We start from the raw sequence: 17,150 nt of genomic DNA on the forward strand, positions 1-17,150 counted from the left end.
CGAAGGACGAAGGCAGATACACCCAGGTCGTCCCGGATCGACGGGGCGGAGAGCGATGCGATGGGCCGATGGTTCTCGACCGACTTATCGCATCATCCCACAGATCGCTCCACCATATGAAATCATCGTCTCACATGGTGAACAGGACGCCGATCAGTCCAGGTCGTCGTGACGCATCAGCTGACGCGATGCCTCGGTGATGGAACCCGACAGCGACGGGTACACCGAGAACGTCTGCGCCAGATCGTTGACCGTCAGGTTGTTCTGCACCGCGATCGCGATGGGCAGGATCAGTTCCGACGCCGTGGCCGCGACCACGACACCACCGATGACGACGCCGGTGGCCGGGCGGCAGAAGATCTTCACGAAGCCGCGGCGCAGACCCGACATCTTGGCGCGCGGGTTCGTGTTGAGCGGCAGCATCACGGTGCGGGCCGGGACCTCACCGTTGTCGATCGCAGCCTGGCTGACGCCGACGTTCGCGATCTCCGGGCGGGTGAAGACAGCCGACGCGACGGTCTTGAGCTTGATCGGGCTCACGCCCTCGCCCAGCGCGTGGTACATCGCGATGCGGCCCTGCATCGCGGCAACCGACGCCAGCGGCAGCAGGCCGGTGCAGTCGCCGGCGGCGTAGACGCCCGAGACCGTCGTGCGCGAGACACGGTCCACGCGCAGGTAGCCGCCCTTGTCGAGTTCGATGCCGACCTTCTCGAGTCCCAGGCCCTCGGTGTTGGGGGTGGAACCGACGGCCATCAGGGCGTGGCTGCCGTGCACGGTACGACCGTCCGCGAGCTTGACGACGATGCCGTCTTCGGTGCGCTCGACCGCATCGGCGCGTGCGTGCTTGACGAGGGTCACGCCGCGCTCGGCGAGCACGTCCTCGAGGACGAGGGCCGCGTCGGCGTCCTCGTGCGGCATGACGCGGTCACGGCTGGACACCAGCGTCACCTTGACGCCCATCTCTGTGTACGCGGACACGAACTCGGCACCGGTGACGCCGGAACCGACGACCACCAGGTGCGAGGGCAACTCCTCGAGGTCGTACAGGTGACGCCACGTGAGGATCCGCTCGCCGTCCGGCACAGCGCCCGGCAGCACGCGCGGGCTGGCGCCCGTGGCAATGAGGACGACGTCGGCGTCGAGGACCTTCTCCTCGCCGGTGGTCAGCGTGGCGCGGACCTGGTGCGCCGCCATGCCGATCTGCCGGTCGATGAGCTCGGCGGTACCCGATAGGAGCTGGACGCCCACGCTCTGCAGGCGGGCCCGGATGTCGGACGACTGGACCTGCGCGAGGTTCTTGACGCGGGAGTTGATCTGCGGAAGCGAGATGGTCGCGCTCGCGGGATCGAGGGAAATGCCCAGGTCGGTGGCGCGGCGCATGTCGGTGCGGATGCCGGTGGACGCGATGAACGTCTTGGAGGGAACGCAGTCGAACAGCACACACGCGCCGCCGATACCGTCGGAGTCGACCAGGGAAACGGAGGCGCCGTGCTGTGCGGCCACCAGCGCTGCCTCGTATCCGGCAGGTCCGCCACCGATGATCACGATCCGGGTCATTCGTCCTCCAAGCTCACCGCGCCGGCCGGGATCTCCAGCCAGGCCCGTGCACAACGCTATTCCAGTGACCGGGAACACGCAGGCCGCGACCCCCCTCTGACCCCCATCATGCGCTCTCGGAATCGCCGAATGCGCCGGATCGTGCTCGCGGCGGTTCTCCCGCTACCCGAGCGTCGAGTACAGCGATTAGGCTTGCCGCCGTGCCGATCTATGCCGCCTACGGGTCCAACATGCATCCCGAACAGATGCTCGAGCGCTGCCCGCACTCGCCGATGGCGGGCACCGGGTGGCTCCGCGGGTGGCGGCTGACCTTCAGCGGTGGCGACATCGGCTGGGAGGGCGCGCTCGCGACGGTCGTCGAGGATCCGGACAACCCGGACGCCAAGGTGTTCGTCGTCCTGTACGACGTCCCGTCCGAGGACGAGGAGCGCCTCGACCGCTGGGAGGGTTCCGAACTGGGCATCCACCGCAAGATCCGGCTGCGTGTCGACACCGCCGACGGACCCGTCCTGGCCTGGCTGTACGTGCTCGACGCCTACGAGGGCGGACTGCCGTCCGCCCGCTACCTGGGTGTGATGGCCGACGCCGCGGAGATCGCCGGAGCCCCCGCCGACTACGTGCGGAGCCTGCGCACCCGCAACAGCCGCAACGTGGGACCCGGCACCCCGTAGGGCCGCCACAGGGCCGGCTCAGTGTCGACTCAGGACTGGAGCACCAGGTTCGTCAGCACCCGGACCCCGGTCGTCAGCGCCCGCTCGTCCAGGTCGAAGGTGGGCTGGTGGATGTCGAGTTGTTCGCCGTGCCCCGACCACACGCCCAACCGCGCCATCGCGCCCGGCGCCTCCTCGAGGTACCAGGAGAAGTCCTCCCCGCCGCCGGACTGTGGGGTGTCGGCCAGCGCGTCGGGGCCGATCGCGCGGACCGCGTCCTCGAGCATGCGCGCCGACACCTCGTCGTTCACGACCGGCGGCACACCCCGTCGGTAGTTCAACTCGTACCGCACGCCGGTCGGCGCCAACAGCCCGTGCACGATCTCCCGCACCGTCGGCTCGAGCAGCGCCCACGTGTCGTGGTCGCCGGTCCGGACGGTTCCGGTGAGGATGCCGCTGCGCGGGATCGCGTTGGGCGCCTGCCCCGCGCTCACCGCGCCCCACACCATCACGGTGCCGCTGCGCGGATCGATGCGGCGGCTGAGCATGCCGGGCAGACCGGTGATCACCGTGCCGATCGCGTACACCAGATCGGTCGTCAGGTGCGGCCGGGAGGTGTGCCCTCCCGGCGAGTCGAGGACGAGTTCGACGGTGTCGGCCGCCGACGTGATCGCGCCGACGCGCACCCCCACCCGGCCCGCCTCGAGCCGCGGATCGCAGTGCAGCGCGAAGATCCGCGACACCCCCTGCATGCCACCGGCGGCGACGACGTCGAGCGCACCGCCCGGCATCACCTCCTCCGCCGGCTGGAAGATGAACCGCACACCGATCGGCAACTGCGGCAACGCGTTCAGCGCCAGCGCGGCACCCAGCAGAATTGCGGTGTGCGCGTCGTGGCCGCACGCGTGGGCCACCCCCGGCACCGTCGACGTGTACGGCGCACCGGTGGCCTCCCGCATCGGCAGCGCGTCCATGTCGCCGCGCAGACCGATCCGCATGCCGCCGGGGCCGATGTCGCAGATGACGCCCGTCCCACCGGGCAGCAGCAGCGGCGACATGCCGGCCGCGGACAGCTGGCTCGCGACGAACGCGGTGGTCGCGAACTCGTGCCGCGCCAGTTCCGGATTCGCGTGGAAGTGCCGTCGCCACCGCGACAGGTCGATCGTGTGCTCGGCGAGCCACTTCTCGATGCCCTCGTTCACCGCAGCGCCACCCCCTCGAGCAGTCGCACGCGCTGACCCTCGTCGAGTGCGGCACGGATCGCGGTGCGCGCCAACGCTGTAGCGCCGTCCACCACGGCCTGGTCGGCCGACTCGGTCACGGCGGCAGCAGCGAACTCGGGCTGATGGGTCACCGCCCCACCCGAGTCGATCCCCACCACCGGATGAATGCCGGGGAGAACGTGCGTCACGTTTCCCATGTCCGTACTGCCCAGGGGGCGAGACGATTCCAGCTCCACCGGAAGCGTGGTTCGACCGAGGTCGACGATCTCCTCGCGGTAGGCGTCCGCCAGCCACGGATCGGGCCGCAGCTCGGTGTAGGCGGGCGAGACCGTCCGCACCGCGTGCGTACACCCGGTCGCCAGGGCGCCCGCCGCGAAACACGACTCGGCGCGGGCGGCCAGTTCGTCGAGCGACTCCGCGGTCCGCGCCCGCAGGTAGTACAGCATCTCGGCGCGCGCGGGAACGATGTTGGGCGCCACGCCACCGTCGCTGACGATGCCGTGCAACTGCTGCCCGGGCGACAGATGCTGTCGCAGCAGCGCCAACGCGACCTGAGCGACGGTGGTCGCGTCGGCGGCGTTGCGGCCGAACTCCGGTGCCGCCGAGGCGTGCGCCTCCCGACCCGTGAACGTGACCGCGATGTCCGCCAGCGCCAGCGAGGTGGCGCCGACGATGTCGAACGGGCCCGGATGCACCATCAGGGCCGCAGCCACGTCGTCGAACACACCCCGTTCGAGCATCAGCACCTTGCCGCCGCCGGATTCCTCCGCCGGGGTTCCGATCACCCGGACGGTGATCCCCAGCGTGTCGGCGATCGGTGCGAGCGCGAGGCCGGCGCCGACCGCGGATGCCGCAATGATGTTGTGCCCGCATGCATGACCGATCTCGGGCAGCGCGTCGTACTCGGCGAGCACGGCGAGCACCAGTTCCCCGTCCCCGAAGGTCGCATCGAACGCGGTCGGCAGCTCCGCGACCCCGGTACGCACCTCGAAACCGCGGCCCCGCAACACCTCGGTGACCTTGGCCGCGCTGCGGTACTCCTCGAACGCGAGCTCGGGTTCGGCGTGAACGGAGTGCGACAGCGCGACCAGATCGGATCGCGCCGCCGACACCGTGTCCGACACCGAGGCGAACAGCGAGGCCGACAGGGATCCTGATTTCACAGATCCCAGTCTCTCACTCCTGCCCGCCCGGGCCCGCCTATCCGAACTTGAAGTTGCTCTCGTCGGTCTCGGTACCCAGCGCCTCGAGCGTCTCGCGATGGATTCCACGCTTGATCCCGGCCAGGTTCGCGCCGTGCGTGGACGCAAGCGCCGACGCACGCGCGACGGCAGCGCCGAGCACCAGGTCCCCCTCGACCGCGTCGTCGACGATCCCGGCAGCGAGCGCGTCCGCTCCGCCGTACCGGCGACCGGTCGTCATCGCCTCGACCGCCGTCTGACGGGGCAGCCGCGTCGACAGCAGCGTCGACATGCCCACCGTGAACGGCATGTTCAGGTTGACCTCGGGGAGGCAGAAGTAGCCGCGGTCGCTGCGCATCACCCGGAAGTCGTGGGAGGCGACCAGCATCGCGCCGGCGCCGAACGCGTGCCCTTGCACGGCAGCGACGGTCGCCATCGGGAACTCGAGGATGCGGGAGAACACCGTGTGGACCCGGTCGAGGTAGCCCGGCAGCTTGTCGAGATTGCCGAAGATCCAGTCGGTGTCGAGGCCGTTCGTGAAGAACTTGCCGGTGGCCGTCGTGACCAGCGCCGCGGGTCCCTCGTGCGCCTCGACCTCGTCGAGCAACGCGTGCGTCGCATCGATCCAGTCGGGATGGAACCGGTTCTCGTTGTCCGTCTCCCCCTCGTTGCCGAGGTAGAGGACGAAGACGTCGCCTTGGCGATTCAGGTATGGCATGTTCCGGATACTACCCGTGAGTAACATTTCGTGGCGTCGCTACCGGTCGCACTACTGTGTCCCTTCATGGGCACACTCGAGCAGCAGGCCGCCGACGTCCTCGCCGACCGCACCGGAATCGCGAAACACGCCGCGGCCGTCGTCCTCGGATCCGGCTGGCAGGCCGCGGCCGACGCACTCGGCCGGGCGTCCGCCGCCGTCCCGATGGCCGACCTGCCCGGCTTCGCGACACCGTCCGCGTCCGGCCACGCCGGGACGGTGCTGTCGATCCGTGTCGGTGACACCCCGGTGCTGGTGATGCTCGGCCGCGCGCACGCATACGAAGGCCACGAGTTGTCCCGCGTCGTGCATCCGGTGCGCACCGCAATCGCGGCGGGCGCCGGAACCGTCATCCTCACCAATGCCGCCGGCGGCATCCGGGAGGGCATGAGCGTCGGCGAACCGGTTCTCATCAGCGACCACCTCAACCTCACCGCACGCTCGCCCCTGGTGGGCGCGCAGTTCGTCGACCTGGTCGACGCCTACAGCCCGCGACTGCGCGGGCTCGCCCGCGAGATCGACCCGACGCTGAGCGAGGGCGTGTACGCGGGCCTGCCCGGGCCGCACTACGAGACCCCCGCGGAGATCCGGATGCTGCGCACCCTCGGCGCCGACCTGGTCGGGATGTCCACCGTGCACGAGACCATCGCCGCCCGGGCGCTAGGCGCCGAGGTGCTCGGTGTCTCGCTGGTCACCAACCTCGCGGCCGGGATCACCGGCCAGCCACTCGACCACGCCGAGGTCCTCGCGGCCGGGCAGGCGTCCGCTGCACGCATGGGTGGGCTGCTGCGCGAGTTGCTGGCGCGGTTGTGAATCTCCGTTTCGGCACCGCGGGCCTGCGCGGGCCGGTCGGGGACGGACCCGGCCGCATCAACGTCGGCGTCGTCGAGCGCACGACGGCCGGCCTCGCACAGTGGCTGCGGGACCGGTGCCTCGGCGGCGGGACCGTGGTGGTCGGCCGGGACGCACGACACGGGTCGGAGGAGTTCGCCCGCGCCGCCGCGGAGGTCCTGACCGCGGAGGGATTCGCGGTGACCGTGCTGCCGCGACCGCTGCCCACTCCCCTGGTCGCGTTCGCGGTGCGCCGCCTGGGCGCGGTGGCCGGGGTCCAGATCACCGCGTCGCACAATCCGCCCGCCGACAACGGCTACAAGGTGTATCTGTCGGGCGGCGCGCCGCTGGCCGCGCCCGCGGACCGGGAGATCGAGGACGCGATCGGACGGGTGGGGCGGATCCGCCGCCAACCAGTCTCCCTCGCCGACGACACCCTGCTCGACGACTACCTCGAGCGCGTGGCCACACTGCCGTACGGGGATCGCCGCGATGTCCGGATCGCGTTGACCGCGCTGCACGGCGTGGGCGGCGAGACCGCAGTCGCAGCACTGCGTGCTGCCGGCTTCACCGACATCCACACCGTCGCGTCGCAGTTCCTGCCGAACCCGGATTTCCCCACGGTGACCTTCCCGAATCCCGAGGAACCGGGTGCGACCGACGCACTGCTGGCCCTGGCCGCCGAGGTCGATGCGGACGTCGCGATCGCGCTCGACCCCGACGCCGACCGCTGCGCCGTCGGTGTTCCCGCCTGGGACGGCTGGCGGATGCTCACCGGCGACGAGACCGGAGCGCTACTGGGGCAGCGGATCCTGCAGGACGCCCCTGACGGGGCCCTCGTCGCGACCACGATCGTGTCGTCGACGCTGCTCGGGAAGATCGCCTCTGCCCGCGGTTTCCGCTCGGCCCGCACCCTGACGGGATTCAAGTGGCTCGTCCGCGCCGGGGACGGCCTGGTCTACGCATACGAGGAAGCGGTCGGACACTGCGTGGACCCCGACGTCGTGCGAGACAAGGACGGCATCTCGGCGGCGGTGCTGGTGGCCGACCTGGTCGCCGACCTGGTCGGTTCGGGCCGCACCGTGCAGGGCGTGCTCGACGAACTCGCCGTCGAGTTCGGGGTGCACGCGACCGGCCAGGTGTCGATTCGCTTCGACGACCTCGGCGACATCGCTCGGATCATGGCGCGGCTGCGTACCGATCCCCCGACCGAGATCGCCGGGATCCCGGTCGAGGCAACCGATCTGGGTCGGTCGCGCGGCGCGATGCACACGGACGCCGTCGTGTTCACCGGACGCGATCTGCTCGTGACGGTCCGCCCGTCGGGCACCGAACCGAAACTCAAGTGCTACTTCGAGGTGGTCGAAGCCGTCCCGGCCGGTGACGTCGCTGCGGCGCGGGCGACCGCGTTCGTGCGCGCCGGGCTGGTGCGTCGTCAGCTGGAGGATGCGGTCACGTGAGAGTCTGAGACAAACATCAATACAACAAGGGGTCGCGACATGAAGGTCATCGAGCACGCCGGCCGGACCGCGATCGAGGTCGGTGTCTCCCCCGACGGCGACAGCATCATCGCAGGACCAGAAGGGCGGCACGTACGTGTGGGAGGCCGACGTGATCGACGCCTCAGGCGTGCAGCGCGCAGTGGACGTCGATGCAGTCACCGGCCGCGTCCTGCAGAACACGACGCGCTGACCGAACGGAGGCGGCCACCGGTCCGGTAGCCACCTCCGTCCACGCACGATCGAGCTAACGCGGACCGAACTGGCGATCACCCGCATCGCCGAGTCCCGGCACGATGAAGGCGTTCTCGTCGAGGCCCTCGTCGACGGTGGCGGTCACGAGCCGCACCGGGTGGCCGGAGTTCGCGAGAGCGTCCACACCCTGCGGGGCCGCGACGACGCACACGGCGGTGACATCGGTGGCGCCCCGCGCGACCAGCAGGTCGATCGTGTGCACCATCGAACCACCGGTCGCGAGCATCGGATCGAGCACGTACACGGGAATGCCGGACAGGTCGGCGGGCAGCGACTCGAGGTACGGCACCGGCTGGTGCGTCTGTTCATCACGCGCCATGCCGACGAATCCCACCTGGGACTGCGGGATCAGCGAACTGGCCTGCTCCACCATGCCGAGACCGGCCCGCAGGACCGGGACCAGCAGCGGCGGATGCGCCAGCCGGATGCCGGTCGTCACGGCGACGGGCGTCTTGACCTCGAACTCCTCGACCGGGGCGTCGCGGATGGCCTCGTAGATCAGCATCTGGGTGAGTTCACGCAGCGCGGACCGGAACGTTGCGTTGCTGCTGCGTTCGTCCCGCATCGTCGTGAGGAGAGCTGCTGCGAGCGGATGGTCGACCACGTGCGTATCCATGACTTCACAGGATAGTGGGGCGCCGCCGCCACTCGAACTCGCCCGGAAACTTGCCGGAACCGAATCCACCGCCCGTGCGTCCAACCTTGCGACGGAATCAGTTCGACGGGGATGCACGGGGGGATGCAATGAGCGAGTTCTCAGCGGTGACGGAGGGAATCACCGCGTTCGGCGTCACCGCCGCGACCATGGCCGCACAGTCCGAGGCCGCTCAGGCGGGTGCCGCAGCCGCAGGTTCAGCACTGCTCGGACCGGTGTTCGGACTGATCGGCGGCGACTTCGTCACGGCGTTCGGGACCGCCCAGGCCGCACATGCAACGGAACTGGGGCGCCTGGCCGCGGCCTGGTCGGCGATGAGCGCGGCCGCGGCGACCACCGCCGCCACCTACGACGCGACCGACGCCGGGACAGCGGCGTCGCTCGGTGCAACCGGAGTCGCGCCGTGATCGACCTGCTCGCGCGACCCGTCCTCGACCTGCTCGGCGCCTTCGGTTCGGGCGCCCTGCCCAGCGGGTCCCCCGCCGACGCCATCCGAGCCGCGTCCGATGCGGTCGACGCCGTCCACGCGCTCGGTCGCACCGGGATCAGCGACCTCGGCGGCGTGTGGACCGGGACCGCCGCCGACGCGGCGATCGACAAGGCCGAGGCCACGCAGGCCGCGTCGGTACACCTGTCCGATCGGGGCCGGGAGATCGCGGCGGTCGTCGAGGCCGCGTCCGAGTGCGTCCGGGCCGGTACCGCCGAACTGCAGGCCATCCTCGACTCCTTCCTGTCCATCGCCTCGTCCGCGCTGCCCATGCTGGCGACGCCTGCTGGGCAGGCAATGCTGATCGGCGCCGCGATCGAGCACCTCGGACGGGCCCTGGCCGTGGTCGAGCGGGTACGCGGCGAGCTGGCCGTGCACACCGGGAAGATGGTCGAGCTGACGGCACCGGACCCCGTACCCGGCGATGCCCGCACCGTCGCGGCCTCGGCCAGCGCACCCGCGCCCGTCACACCTGCGGCCGCCGCGCCGCCGACCGGCACCCCGCAGTCCGACGCCGCGGGCCGTCTCGTGTCGGCGTTCGCCGGCTCCTACCGCTCGCCGACACCGTCGGTCGGCGGCGCACCTGCGGGCACCGTCTCCTACGGGTCCGGGTCGTCCGCCGGCTCGGTCGAGACCGGGAGCGCCGGCGGGTCCAGCTCGTACGACCCCCGGTTCGGTGGCAGCGGCATCGAGATCCTGCTGCCCGACGGCAGCACCGCCGTCGCCCCCAACGAGGAAGCCGCGAACGCCGTCCGCAATGCGCTCACGCAGCAGGGCGTCCCCTATCAATGGGGTGGCACCACGCCGGGGCAGGGTCTGGACTGCAGTGGCCTGACGCAGTGGGCATACGGCGAGGCCGGTGTCGAGCTGCCCCGGCTCGCTCAGGAACAGGGTGTCGGGATCCCCGTCGACCAGGAGAGCCTCATGCCCGGCGACCTCGCCGTGTGGGACGGGCATGTGGCGATGGTGATCGGCAACGGCCAGATGGTCGAGGCCGGCGACCCGGTCTCGGTGAGCTCGATCCGTACAACGAACAGCGGCATGGGCTTCTACGGCTTCTACCGCCCCACCGAGTGACCGGAGGAACATGACCCTCGAACCACCGTCCCCGCCGGCCCCCGAGGTCGCGACCGCGGTCAACCGCGCGCGGACCGTCGCGGTGCGCGCCACCGAAGCCGGCCTGCCACTCGACATTCGGATCGACGAGCGCGAACTGCGCTACGGCGGCGAGCGTCTGGCTGACGAGATCCTCCGGCTCTGCCGAGAGGCCGCGCGGGAGGCCGGCAGCCGCCGACGCGAGCAGCTCGCGCACGACGGCATGCCCGAAGACGTCCTCGACCGGCTCGGGCTACCGACCCGTGAGCAGGTCGCGGTCGCCCAACAGGCCGAGGACGAGAACCAGGCCCCGACGAGCTGGATGCGACGGGTATGAGCGGACACGACATGGACGCCATCGTGCGGCGGGCGTCGGCGCAATTGAATATGTTCGACGACGCGCTGTCGGGGCTGCGATCCATCCGGGCGCACGCGGTCAGCGACGACGGCAGGGTGCGTGTCGAGGTCGACGGGAACGGCAGCCCGACCGGGCTGTGGCTCAGCGATTCCCTGCTCGGGCTCGACGCCCGTGCCCTCGGCCGGACGATCACACACACCGCGCACCGGGCGGCGGCCGTCGCCGCCGAGGAACGGAACCGGATCACCGCGGCCCTGTTCACCGACTTCACGAACAGCTGACCTGTGTCCGGCTATATCTTTGCGCGTGAGCTGGCTAGGCTTCCGGCCATGGCTGGAGACATCGTCCCGATCGAACTCGGTCTCACCCGAGGCGACCTCGTCACGCTGTGGGCTCCTCGCTGGCGCGAGGGCGACGACGAGTGGGAGGCGTTCCTCGGTCACGAGGAGGACCTGTACGGTTTCCCCTCCGTCGCCGAACTCGCCGCGTTCATCCGCACGAACAACGACAACGACCTCGTCGAGCACCCGTCGTGGCCGGTCGTCTCCAAGCTGGCCGCGCCCGAGCTCGAGCCGGACGAGAACTTTGCGTTCGATCTGATCGGCGTTCCCGAACTGGCCGCCGGCGATCCGGAAGGCCTGACCATCTCGGAGCTCGAGAGCACGCTGGCGATGGTGCGCAACATCGGTGAGGTGTGCGATCTCGAGCCGGTGATCAAGTTCTTCGAGAACCACCCCGAACTCGCCTACCTGCGCGGCGGCGCCGACGAGTTCGTCGGCCGCGAGGGCGAGGCGCTGTGGGACCGGATCGGCACCGCGGTCGCCGAGGACTGGGACGCCGTGCTCGACGCGATCGATTCGATCGTCACCGCCCCCGACATCGACGCCGACGCCCTGTCGATCGCGGAGGCGGAGGTCCTCGCGGCGGAGGAGAACGTGGTCGACGCCGACGACGACGCCGAATCGGACGAGGACTACGAGGAGTACGACACCGACGAGACCGAGGAGGAAGAAGAAGAGACCTTCTGGACTCTCGTCGGAATCGACCCGATCAAGATCATCACGTCGGAGACCACGTACTACTCGCTCCGCTGCTACCTGAACGATCACGCGGTGTTCCTCGGACACGGCGGCCGGATCTCGGTGTTCGGTTCCGAGCGCGCGCTCGCCCGCTACCTCGCCGACAACCACGACCACGAGCTGGCTCGGGTCAGCACGTACGAGCAGGTGCAGAACGCCGCGGTGGACGGATCGCTCGACGTCGAGGTCACCGACGAGAACGTCTACGTGCTGCCGGGCCTGGCCGACGACCTCGCCGCGGGCCCCGACACCGTCGATGCCGATCAGCTCGAACTCGCCGTCGAGCTGTTCACCGATGCGGCGGACTTCGCGAAGGACGACGCGACCGACGCCGCGCTGGCACCGTCGACCCCGCTGGGCTGGTACGTCTCGTACATCATCGAGCCCACCCCGAGCCGGATGACGCCCAATCCGCCGTTCCAGGCTGAGTCCGAATCGTGGCGGGCGCTCGAGAACGAGTTCGAGAACCGGCTGCGTCCCGAGTAGGCCGGAATCGGCCCGGCTCAGCCGATGAGGACTGCGTAGCCGGGCTTGATGACGTCGTCGATCAGCGCCAGCCGCTGGTCGAACGGGATGAAGGCGGACTTCATCGCATTGATGGTGAAACGTTCGAGGTCACTCCAGCCGTACCCGAACGTGTTCACCAGCGCCAGCATCTCGCGGCTCATGGAGGTGTCGCTCATCAGCCGGTTGTCGGTGTTGACGGTGACGCGGAACCGCAGGCGCGCGAGCAGATCGAAGGGGTGCTCCTCGAGAGTCGCCACTGCCCCGGTCTGGACGTTGGAGCTGGGGCACAGCTCCAACGGAATCCTCTTGTCGCGCACGTAGTCGGCGAGCAGTCCGAGTGTGACGTCGCCTTCCGGTCCGATCGTGATGTCGTCGGTGATCCGGACTCCGTGCCCCAACCGGTCGGTGCCGCAGAACGCGATGGCCTCGTGGATGGACGGCAGACCGAACGCCTCACCGGCATGGATCGTGAAATGGGCGTTGCAGGTCCGCATGTATTCGAAGGCATCGAGGTGCCGACTCGGCGGGTAGCCGGCCTCGGCGCCCGCGATGTCGAAGCCGACCACGCCGCAGTCCCGGAACCGGACCGCCAGTTCCGCGATCTCGCGCGAGCGCGCCGCGTGCCGCATCGCGGTGAGCAGGCACCCGATGCGGATGTCGGTCCCGGCGGCCCGGGCCACCGCCGTGCCCTCCTCGAAGCCGGCCAGGACGTGCTCGACCACCTCGTCGAGGGTCAATCCCTCGTCGAGATGTTGTTCGGGCGCGAAGCGCACCTCGGCGTAGACGACGCCGTCGGCGGCGAGGTCCTCGGCGCACTCGCGCGCGACCCGGCGCAGACCCGCCGGTGTCTGCATCACCGCGACGGTGTGAGCGAAGGTTTCGAGGTAGCGCTCGAGCGATCCGCTGTCGGCGGCGTCACGGAACCATTCGGCGAGTTCGTCGGGCGTGTGCGCGGGAAGTTCGGTGTAGCCGCACTCGGTGGCCAGTTCCGCGACGGTCGCGGGCCGCAGACCACCGTCGAGGTGGTCGTGCAGCAGCACCTTCGGCGCTCGGCTCAGGTAGTCCAGATCCAACGGCGCTGTCATGGCTAGACGGTAGCCGCGGATCCCGGCGATCGCGTGGCATCGACATGCCGGATGTCGGAACGTGAAGTGACAGAAGCATGGCGAAATAAAGTTACCGGCGAGTAGGTTATCGACACGCAATGTTCACCCGCGTGAGACATTTTCCACATTGCATATGGCGGCGTTATACCCGTCGTTCACCGTCGCCGCCACTCGCCAGTCCACCCCGGATGCAACCCGACGAAACGCCCACGCACCCGATCAACAGTGTCGCGCAACAACTTCCGCCGAAACAGGGCCGAAGGTCCTCACCCGATCACACGGGCTGAATGGATGCAGAGAATCGACAGGCGCCCCCAAACTTGCCATGGGAAGGCAAACCTAACAAGCATTTTCGACGCCGTACGAACCGCACAGAGAATTAGTTCCCGGATTCGGTTGGGTTTAGAGTTCACAGAAGTCGGTTTAGGTTCTCGTCGAGCCCGAGCTGCGGTACTCCCGAACAGTGTTGCAGGCTCGACGCGCCCACCAAAGACGTTGGAGGCACAGCACTCGATGAGCAGCACGACGGAAGCCGCTCCCACGAAGGAGCGCACCCGGTCGCTATACCGGGGCGACCCCGGAATGTGGTCCTGGGTTCTACACCGGATCACCGGCGTCGCAACATTCTTCTTTCTCTTCGTCCACGTCCTGGACACCGCGCTCGTGCGCGTCAACCCGGACACCTACGACCGCGTCATCGAGACCTACAAGAACCCCCTTGTCGGTCTCATGGAGCTCGCGCTCGTTGCCATGGTGCTGTACCACGCACTGAACGGCATCCGGGTGATGCTGGTGGACTTCTGGTCGAAGGGCCCCCAGTACCAGCGCATCATGCTCTGGGTCATCCTCGCCATCTGGTTCGTGGTGATGATTCCGGGCGCAGGTCGCATCTTCTACAACATGTTTGCGGGGCACTGACATGACGACAGAAGCCAAGTCTCTGGGCACGGCGTACGACCGCCCTGCCAGCCTGGACAACCCCCGCTCGCCGCGTCGCGCCGCGAAGAACAACTTCGAGCTCTACGCATGGCTGTTCATGCGGTTCTCCGGCCTGGCACTCATCGTGCTGGTCCTGGGCCACCTGTTCATCATGCTGATGCTCGACGACGGCGTGCACCGCATCAACTTCGCGTTCGTCGCGGGTCGCTGGTCCAGCCCGTTCTGGCAGTTCTGGGACCTCACCATGCTCTGGCTCGCCCAGCTGCACGGCGGTAACGGTCTGCGCACGGTCATCGCGGACTACTCGCGTAAGGACTCCACCCGGTTCTGGCTCAACACGATCCTGGTCGTGTCGATGATCCTGATCATGGGCCTGGGTACCTACGTCATCTTCACTTTCGACCCCAACATCTCGGCGAGCTAGGGGAGCAGACACTTCATGCAGGAACATCGTTATGACGTCGTCATCGTCGGCGCCGGCGGCGCAGGCATGCGCGCAGCCATCGAGGCCGGGCCCCGCGCCCGCACCGCGGTCCTGACCAAGCTGTACCCCACTCGCAGCCACACCGGTGCCGCACAGGGTGGCATGTGCGCCGCGCTGGCCAACGTCGAGGAAGACAACTGGGAGTGGCACACCTTCGACACCGTCAAGGGCGGCGACTACCTCGCCGACCAGGACGCCGTCGAGATCATGGCCAAGGAAGCCATCGACGCGGTGCTGGACCTCGAGAAGATGGGTCTCCCGTTCAACCGCACCCCCGAGGGCAAGATCGACCAGCGTCGTTTCGGTGGTCACACCCGCGATCACGGTAAGGCCCCGGTTCGCCGCGCGTGCTACGCCGCCGACCGCACCGGTCACATGATCCTGCAGACGCTCTACCAGAACTGCGTCAAGCACGACGTCGAGTTCTTCAACGAGTTCTACGCGCTCGACCTCGCGCTGACCGAGACCCCCGAGGGCCCCGTCGCCACCGGTGTCATCGCCTACGAGCTCGCGACCGGCGAGATCCACGTCTTCCACGCGAAGTCGATCGTGTTCGCCACCGGTGGCTCGGGCCGCATGTACAAGACGACGTCCAACGCGCACACCCTCACCGGTGACGGCATGGGCATCATCTTCCGCAAGGGCCTGCCGCTCGAGGACATGGAATTCCACCAGTTCCATCCGACGGGTCTGGCGGGTCTCGGCATCCTCATCTCCGAGGCCGTCCGAGGCGAGGGCGGCATCCTCCGCAACGCCGACGGCGAACGCTTCATGGAGCGCTACGCCCCCACCATCAAGGACCTCGCGCCGCGCGACATCGTCGCCCGCTCGATGGTGCTCGAGGTGCTCGAGGGTCGCGGTGCCGGTCCGAACAAGGACTACGTCTACATCGACGTCACGCACCTCGGCGAGGACGTGCTCGAGGAGAAGCTCCCCGACATCACCGAGTTCGCCCGCACCTACCTGGGCGTCGACCCGGTCACCGAGCTCGTCCCGGTGTACCCGACGTGCCACTATGTGATGGGTGGCATCCCCACCAAGATCCGCGGTGAGGTGCTGCGCAACAACGAGGATGTCGTCCCCGGCCTGTACGCCGCCGGCGAGTGCGCCTGCGTCTCGGTGCACGGCGCGAACCGTCTGGGCACCAACTCGCTGCTCGACATCAACGTCTTCGGTCGCCGCGCCGGCATCGCCGCCGCGGAGCACGCCGAGAACAGCGACTTCGTGCCGCTGCCGGAGAACCCGGCGAAGATGGTCGAGGAGTGGCTCGAGGTCATCCTGTCCGACCACGGCCACGAGCGTGTCGCGGACATCCGGACCGAGCTGCAGCAGACCATGGACAACAACGCGTCGGTGTTCCGCACCGAGGCCACGCTGACCCAGGCGCTGCAGGATGTGCGTGCTCTCAAGGAGCGCTACAACCACATCACGGTCCAGGACAAGGGCAAGCGCTACAACAGCGACCTGCTCGAGGCCGTCGAGCTCGGCTTCCTGCTCGAGATGGCCGAGGTCACCGTCGTCGGTGCACTCAACCGCAAGGAATCGCGCGGCGGACACGCCCGCGAGGACTACCCGGATCGCAACGACGCCGAGTACATGCAGCACACCATGGCCTACAAGGTGGGCGACGGTCTGCTCTCCGACATCCGTCTCGACTACAAGCCAGTGGTCCAGACCCGCTACGAGCCCATGGAGCGTAAGTACTGATGTCCGCACCTGTCATGGACAAGGACGCACCCGCGCTGCCGCCCGTTCCCGAGGGCGCCGTCATGGTCACCCTCAAGATCGCCCGGTTCAACCCGGAGGACGGCGAAGGCCAGCGCTGGGAGAGCTTCCAGGTCCCCACTCTGCCGACCGATCGTCTGCTGAACCTGCTGCTGTACGTGAAGGGCTACCTGGACGGCACCCTGACGTTCCGTCGCTCCTGCGCGCACGGCGTGTGCGGCAGCGACGCGATGCGGATCAACGGCGTCAACCGTCTGGCCTGCAAGGTCCTGATGCGCGACATGCTGCCCAAGGACGGCTCGCCGATCACGATCACCGTCGAGCCCATCAAGGGTCTGCCGGTGGAGAAGGATCTACTGGTCGACATGGAGCCCTTCTTCGACGCGTTCCGCGCCGTGAAGCCGTTCCTCATGACCTCGGGCAACGAGCCGACCCGCGAGCGCATCCAGTCGCAGGCGGACCGTGCACGCTTCGATGACACCACCAAGTGCATCCTGTGTGCCTGCTGCACCACGTCGTGCCCGGTGTACTGGAGCGACGGCAGCTACTTCGGCCCGGCCGCGATCGTGAACGCGCACCGCTTCATCTTCGACAGCCGTGACGAGGGCGCCGCCGAGCGTCTCGACATCCTGAACGACAAGGAAGGCGTGTGGCGCTGCCGCACCACCTTCAACTGCACCGACGCGTGCCCCCGTGGCATCCAGGTGACGAAGGCCATCCAGGAAGTCAAGCGCGCACTGCTGTTCGCCCGCCAGTGATGTT

General features: G+C 68.7%; 19 protein-coding genes. 13 read left to right on the forward strand and 6 right to left on the reverse strand.

What is annotated here, in order from left to right; translation table 11 throughout:
- Window positions 1–153: 153 nt before the first annotated feature.
- The gene (locus tag HUN07_RS19630) at window positions 154–1,557 is read right to left on the reverse strand and encodes an NAD(P)H-quinone dehydrogenase (protein WP_114721849.1); all 1,404 of its coding nucleotides are present in this window, start codon (window positions 1,555–1,557) and stop codon (window positions 154–156) included.
- A gap of 200 nt (window positions 1,558–1,757) precedes the next feature.
- Here HUN07_RS19630 and HUN07_RS19635 point away from each other — a divergent pair, with 200 nt between their 5' ends.
- Window positions 1,758–2,228 carry a gamma-glutamylcyclotransferase gene (locus HUN07_RS19635; RefSeq protein WP_114721848.1) on the forward strand — a complete coding sequence of 157 codons (471 nt, stop codon included), beginning with the start codon at window positions 1,758–1,760 and terminating at the stop codon, window positions 2,226–2,228.
- A gap of 29 nt (window positions 2,229–2,257) precedes the next feature.
- On the opposite strand, the gene HUN07_RS19640 is transcribed toward HUN07_RS19635, so the two are convergent.
- The 3 genes from HUN07_RS19640 to HUN07_RS19650 all read right to left on the reverse strand — a co-directional run bounded on the left by HUN07_RS19640 (window position 2,258) and on the right by HUN07_RS19650 (window position 5,329).
- A complete protein-coding gene (locus HUN07_RS19640) occupies window positions 2,258–3,409 on the reverse strand; it encodes an amidohydrolase (protein ID WP_174912087.1) in 1,152 nt (383 codons plus the stop codon).
- A complete protein-coding gene (locus HUN07_RS19645; RefSeq protein ID WP_441346831.1) occupies window positions 3,406–4,566 on the reverse strand; it encodes a M20 family metallopeptidase in 1,161 nt (386 codons plus the stop codon). The genes HUN07_RS19640 and HUN07_RS19645 overlap by 4 nt, the downstream gene beginning before the upstream one ends.
- A gap of 64 nt (window positions 4,567–4,630) precedes the next feature.
- Window positions 4,631–5,329, reverse strand: coding sequence for an enoyl-CoA hydratase/isomerase family protein (locus HUN07_RS19650; RefSeq protein ID WP_114721846.1), 699 nt, complete (start codon window positions 5,327–5,329; stop codon window positions 4,631–4,633).
- Between the two features lie 66 nt (window positions 5,330–5,395).
- Between HUN07_RS19650 and HUN07_RS19655 the strand changes: the two genes are divergently transcribed.
- From HUN07_RS19655 to HUN07_RS19665, 3 genes are all read left to right on the forward strand, one after another.
- Window positions 5,396–6,181: a purine-nucleoside phosphorylase gene (locus tag HUN07_RS19655; protein WP_174912090.1), complete on the forward strand. Its 786-nt coding sequence runs from the start codon at window positions 5,396–5,398 to the stop codon at window positions 6,179–6,181.
- Window positions 6,178–7,659, forward strand: coding sequence for a phospho-sugar mutase (locus HUN07_RS19660; protein WP_174912093.1), 1,482 nt, complete (start codon window positions 6,178–6,180; stop codon window positions 7,657–7,659). Before HUN07_RS19655 ends, HUN07_RS19660 begins: the two co-directional genes overlap by 4 nt.
- A gap of 82 nt (window positions 7,660–7,741) precedes the next feature.
- On the forward strand, window positions 7,742–7,891 hold the full coding sequence (locus HUN07_RS19665; RefSeq protein ID WP_254622608.1) for a PepSY domain-containing protein: 150 nt from the start codon (window positions 7,742–7,744) through the stop codon (window positions 7,889–7,891).
- Window positions 7,892–7,945: 54 nt separating this feature from the next.
- Here HUN07_RS19665 and upp read toward each other — a convergent pair whose 3' ends face one another.
- Window positions 7,946–8,569 carry a uracil phosphoribosyltransferase gene (upp, locus tag HUN07_RS19670; protein WP_114721842.1) on the reverse strand — a complete coding sequence of 208 codons (624 nt, stop codon included), beginning with the start codon at window positions 8,567–8,569 and terminating at the stop codon, window positions 7,946–7,948.
- 128 nt (window positions 8,570–8,697) lie between these two features.
- Here upp and HUN07_RS19675 point away from each other — a divergent pair, with 128 nt between their 5' ends.
- From HUN07_RS19675 to HUN07_RS19695, 5 genes are read left to right on the forward strand one after another with little or no spacing between them, the layout of a single operon-like run.
- On the forward strand, window positions 8,698–9,015 hold the full coding sequence (locus HUN07_RS19675; protein WP_174912096.1) for a type VII secretion target: 318 nt from the start codon (window positions 8,698–8,700) through the stop codon (window positions 9,013–9,015).
- The gene (locus tag HUN07_RS19680) at window positions 9,012–10,172 is read left to right on the forward strand and encodes a C40 family peptidase (protein ID WP_174912099.1); all 1,161 of its coding nucleotides are present in this window, start codon (window positions 9,012–9,014) and stop codon (window positions 10,170–10,172) included. The genes HUN07_RS19675 and HUN07_RS19680 overlap by 4 nt, the downstream gene beginning before the upstream one ends.
- A 10-nt stretch (window positions 10,173–10,182) precedes the next feature.
- Complete coding sequence (locus tag HUN07_RS19685) at window positions 10,183–10,527, forward strand: hypothetical protein (RefSeq protein WP_114721839.1); 345 nt, start codon at window positions 10,183–10,185, stop codon at window positions 10,525–10,527.
- Window positions 10,524–10,829: a YbaB/EbfC family nucleoid-associated protein gene (locus HUN07_RS19690; protein ID WP_114721838.1), complete on the forward strand. Its 306-nt coding sequence runs from the start codon at window positions 10,524–10,526 to the stop codon at window positions 10,827–10,829. The genes HUN07_RS19685 and HUN07_RS19690 overlap by 4 nt, the downstream gene beginning before the upstream one ends.
- Before the next feature lie 48 nt (window positions 10,830–10,877).
- The gene (locus HUN07_RS19695) at window positions 10,878–12,113 is read left to right on the forward strand and encodes a primosomal protein (protein ID WP_174912102.1); all 1,236 of its coding nucleotides are present in this window, start codon (window positions 10,878–10,880) and stop codon (window positions 12,111–12,113) included.
- 17 nt (window positions 12,114–12,130) lie between these two features.
- On the opposite strand, the gene HUN07_RS19700 is transcribed toward HUN07_RS19695, so the two are convergent.
- A complete protein-coding gene (locus tag HUN07_RS19700; protein ID WP_174912105.1) occupies window positions 12,131–13,219 on the reverse strand; it encodes an adenosine deaminase in 1,089 nt (362 codons plus the stop codon).
- A 534-nt stretch (window positions 13,220–13,753) separates the two neighbouring features.
- Here HUN07_RS19700 and sdhC point away from each other — a divergent pair.
- From sdhC to HUN07_RS19720, 4 genes are read left to right on the forward strand one after another with little or no spacing between them, the layout of a single operon-like run.
- Window positions 13,754–14,158 (forward strand): succinate dehydrogenase, cytochrome b556 subunit, encoded by a 405-nt coding sequence (gene sdhC, locus HUN07_RS19705; RefSeq protein ID WP_174912108.1) that lies wholly within the window; start codon window positions 13,754–13,756, stop codon window positions 14,156–14,158.
- Between the two features lies 1 nt (window position 14,159).
- Entirely contained in the window at window positions 14,160–14,603 is a 444-nt protein-coding gene (locus HUN07_RS19710; protein WP_114721834.1) for a succinate dehydrogenase hydrophobic membrane anchor subunit, read from the forward strand.
- A 15-nt stretch (window positions 14,604–14,618) separates the two neighbouring features.
- Entirely contained in the window at window positions 14,619–16,370 is a 1,752-nt protein-coding gene (gene sdhA, locus HUN07_RS19715; RefSeq protein ID WP_174912111.1) for a succinate dehydrogenase flavoprotein subunit, read from the forward strand.
- Complete coding sequence (locus HUN07_RS19720; RefSeq protein WP_114724263.1) at window positions 16,370–17,146, forward strand: succinate dehydrogenase iron-sulfur subunit; 777 nt, start codon at window positions 16,370–16,372, stop codon at window positions 17,144–17,146. Before sdhA ends, HUN07_RS19720 begins: the two co-directional genes overlap by 1 nt.
- Window positions 17,147–17,150: the final 4 nt, after the last annotated feature.

The organism is Rhodococcus sp. W8901 (assembly GCF_013348805.1).
Lineage (GTDB): Bacteria > Actinomycetota > Actinomycetes > Mycobacteriales > Mycobacteriaceae > Prescottella.

Coding starts and splice junctions, on each gene's coding strand:
- HUN07_RS19630 (WP_114721849.1), bottom strand. CDS start 1,557: ATGACCCGGATCGTGATCATCGGTGGCGGACCTGCCGGATACGAGGCA.
- HUN07_RS19650 (WP_114721846.1), bottom strand. CDS start 5,329: ATGCCATACCTGAATCGCCAAGGCGACGTCTTCGTCCTCTACCTCGGC.
- HUN07_RS19655 (WP_174912090.1), top strand. CDS start 5,396: ATGGGCACACTCGAGCAGCAGGCCGCCGACGTCCTCGCCGACCGCACC.
- upp (WP_114721842.1), bottom strand. CDS start 8,569: ATGGATACGCACGTGGTCGACCATCCGCTCGCAGCAGCTCTCCTCACG.
- HUN07_RS19675 (WP_174912096.1), top strand. CDS start 8,698: ATGAGCGAGTTCTCAGCGGTGACGGAGGGAATCACCGCGTTCGGCGTC.
- HUN07_RS19685 (WP_114721839.1), top strand. CDS start 10,183: ATGACCCTCGAACCACCGTCCCCGCCGGCCCCCGAGGTCGCGACCGCG.
- HUN07_RS19690 (WP_114721838.1), top strand. CDS start 10,524: ATGAGCGGACACGACATGGACGCCATCGTGCGGCGGGCGTCGGCGCAA.
- HUN07_RS19695 (WP_174912102.1), top strand. CDS start 10,878: ATGGCTGGAGACATCGTCCCGATCGAACTCGGTCTCACCCGAGGCGAC.
- HUN07_RS19700 (WP_174912105.1), bottom strand. CDS start 13,219: ATGACAGCGCCGTTGGATCTGGACTACCTGAGCCGAGCGCCGAAGGTG.
- sdhC (WP_174912108.1), top strand. CDS start 13,754: ATGAGCAGCACGACGGAAGCCGCTCCCACGAAGGAGCGCACCCGGTCG.
- HUN07_RS19710 (WP_114721834.1), top strand. CDS start 14,160: ATGACGACAGAAGCCAAGTCTCTGGGCACGGCGTACGACCGCCCTGCC.
- sdhA (WP_174912111.1), top strand. CDS start 14,619: ATGCAGGAACATCGTTATGACGTCGTCATCGTCGGCGCCGGCGGCGCA.
- HUN07_RS19720 (WP_114724263.1), top strand. CDS start 16,370: ATGTCCGCACCTGTCATGGACAAGGACGCACCCGCGCTGCCGCCCGTT.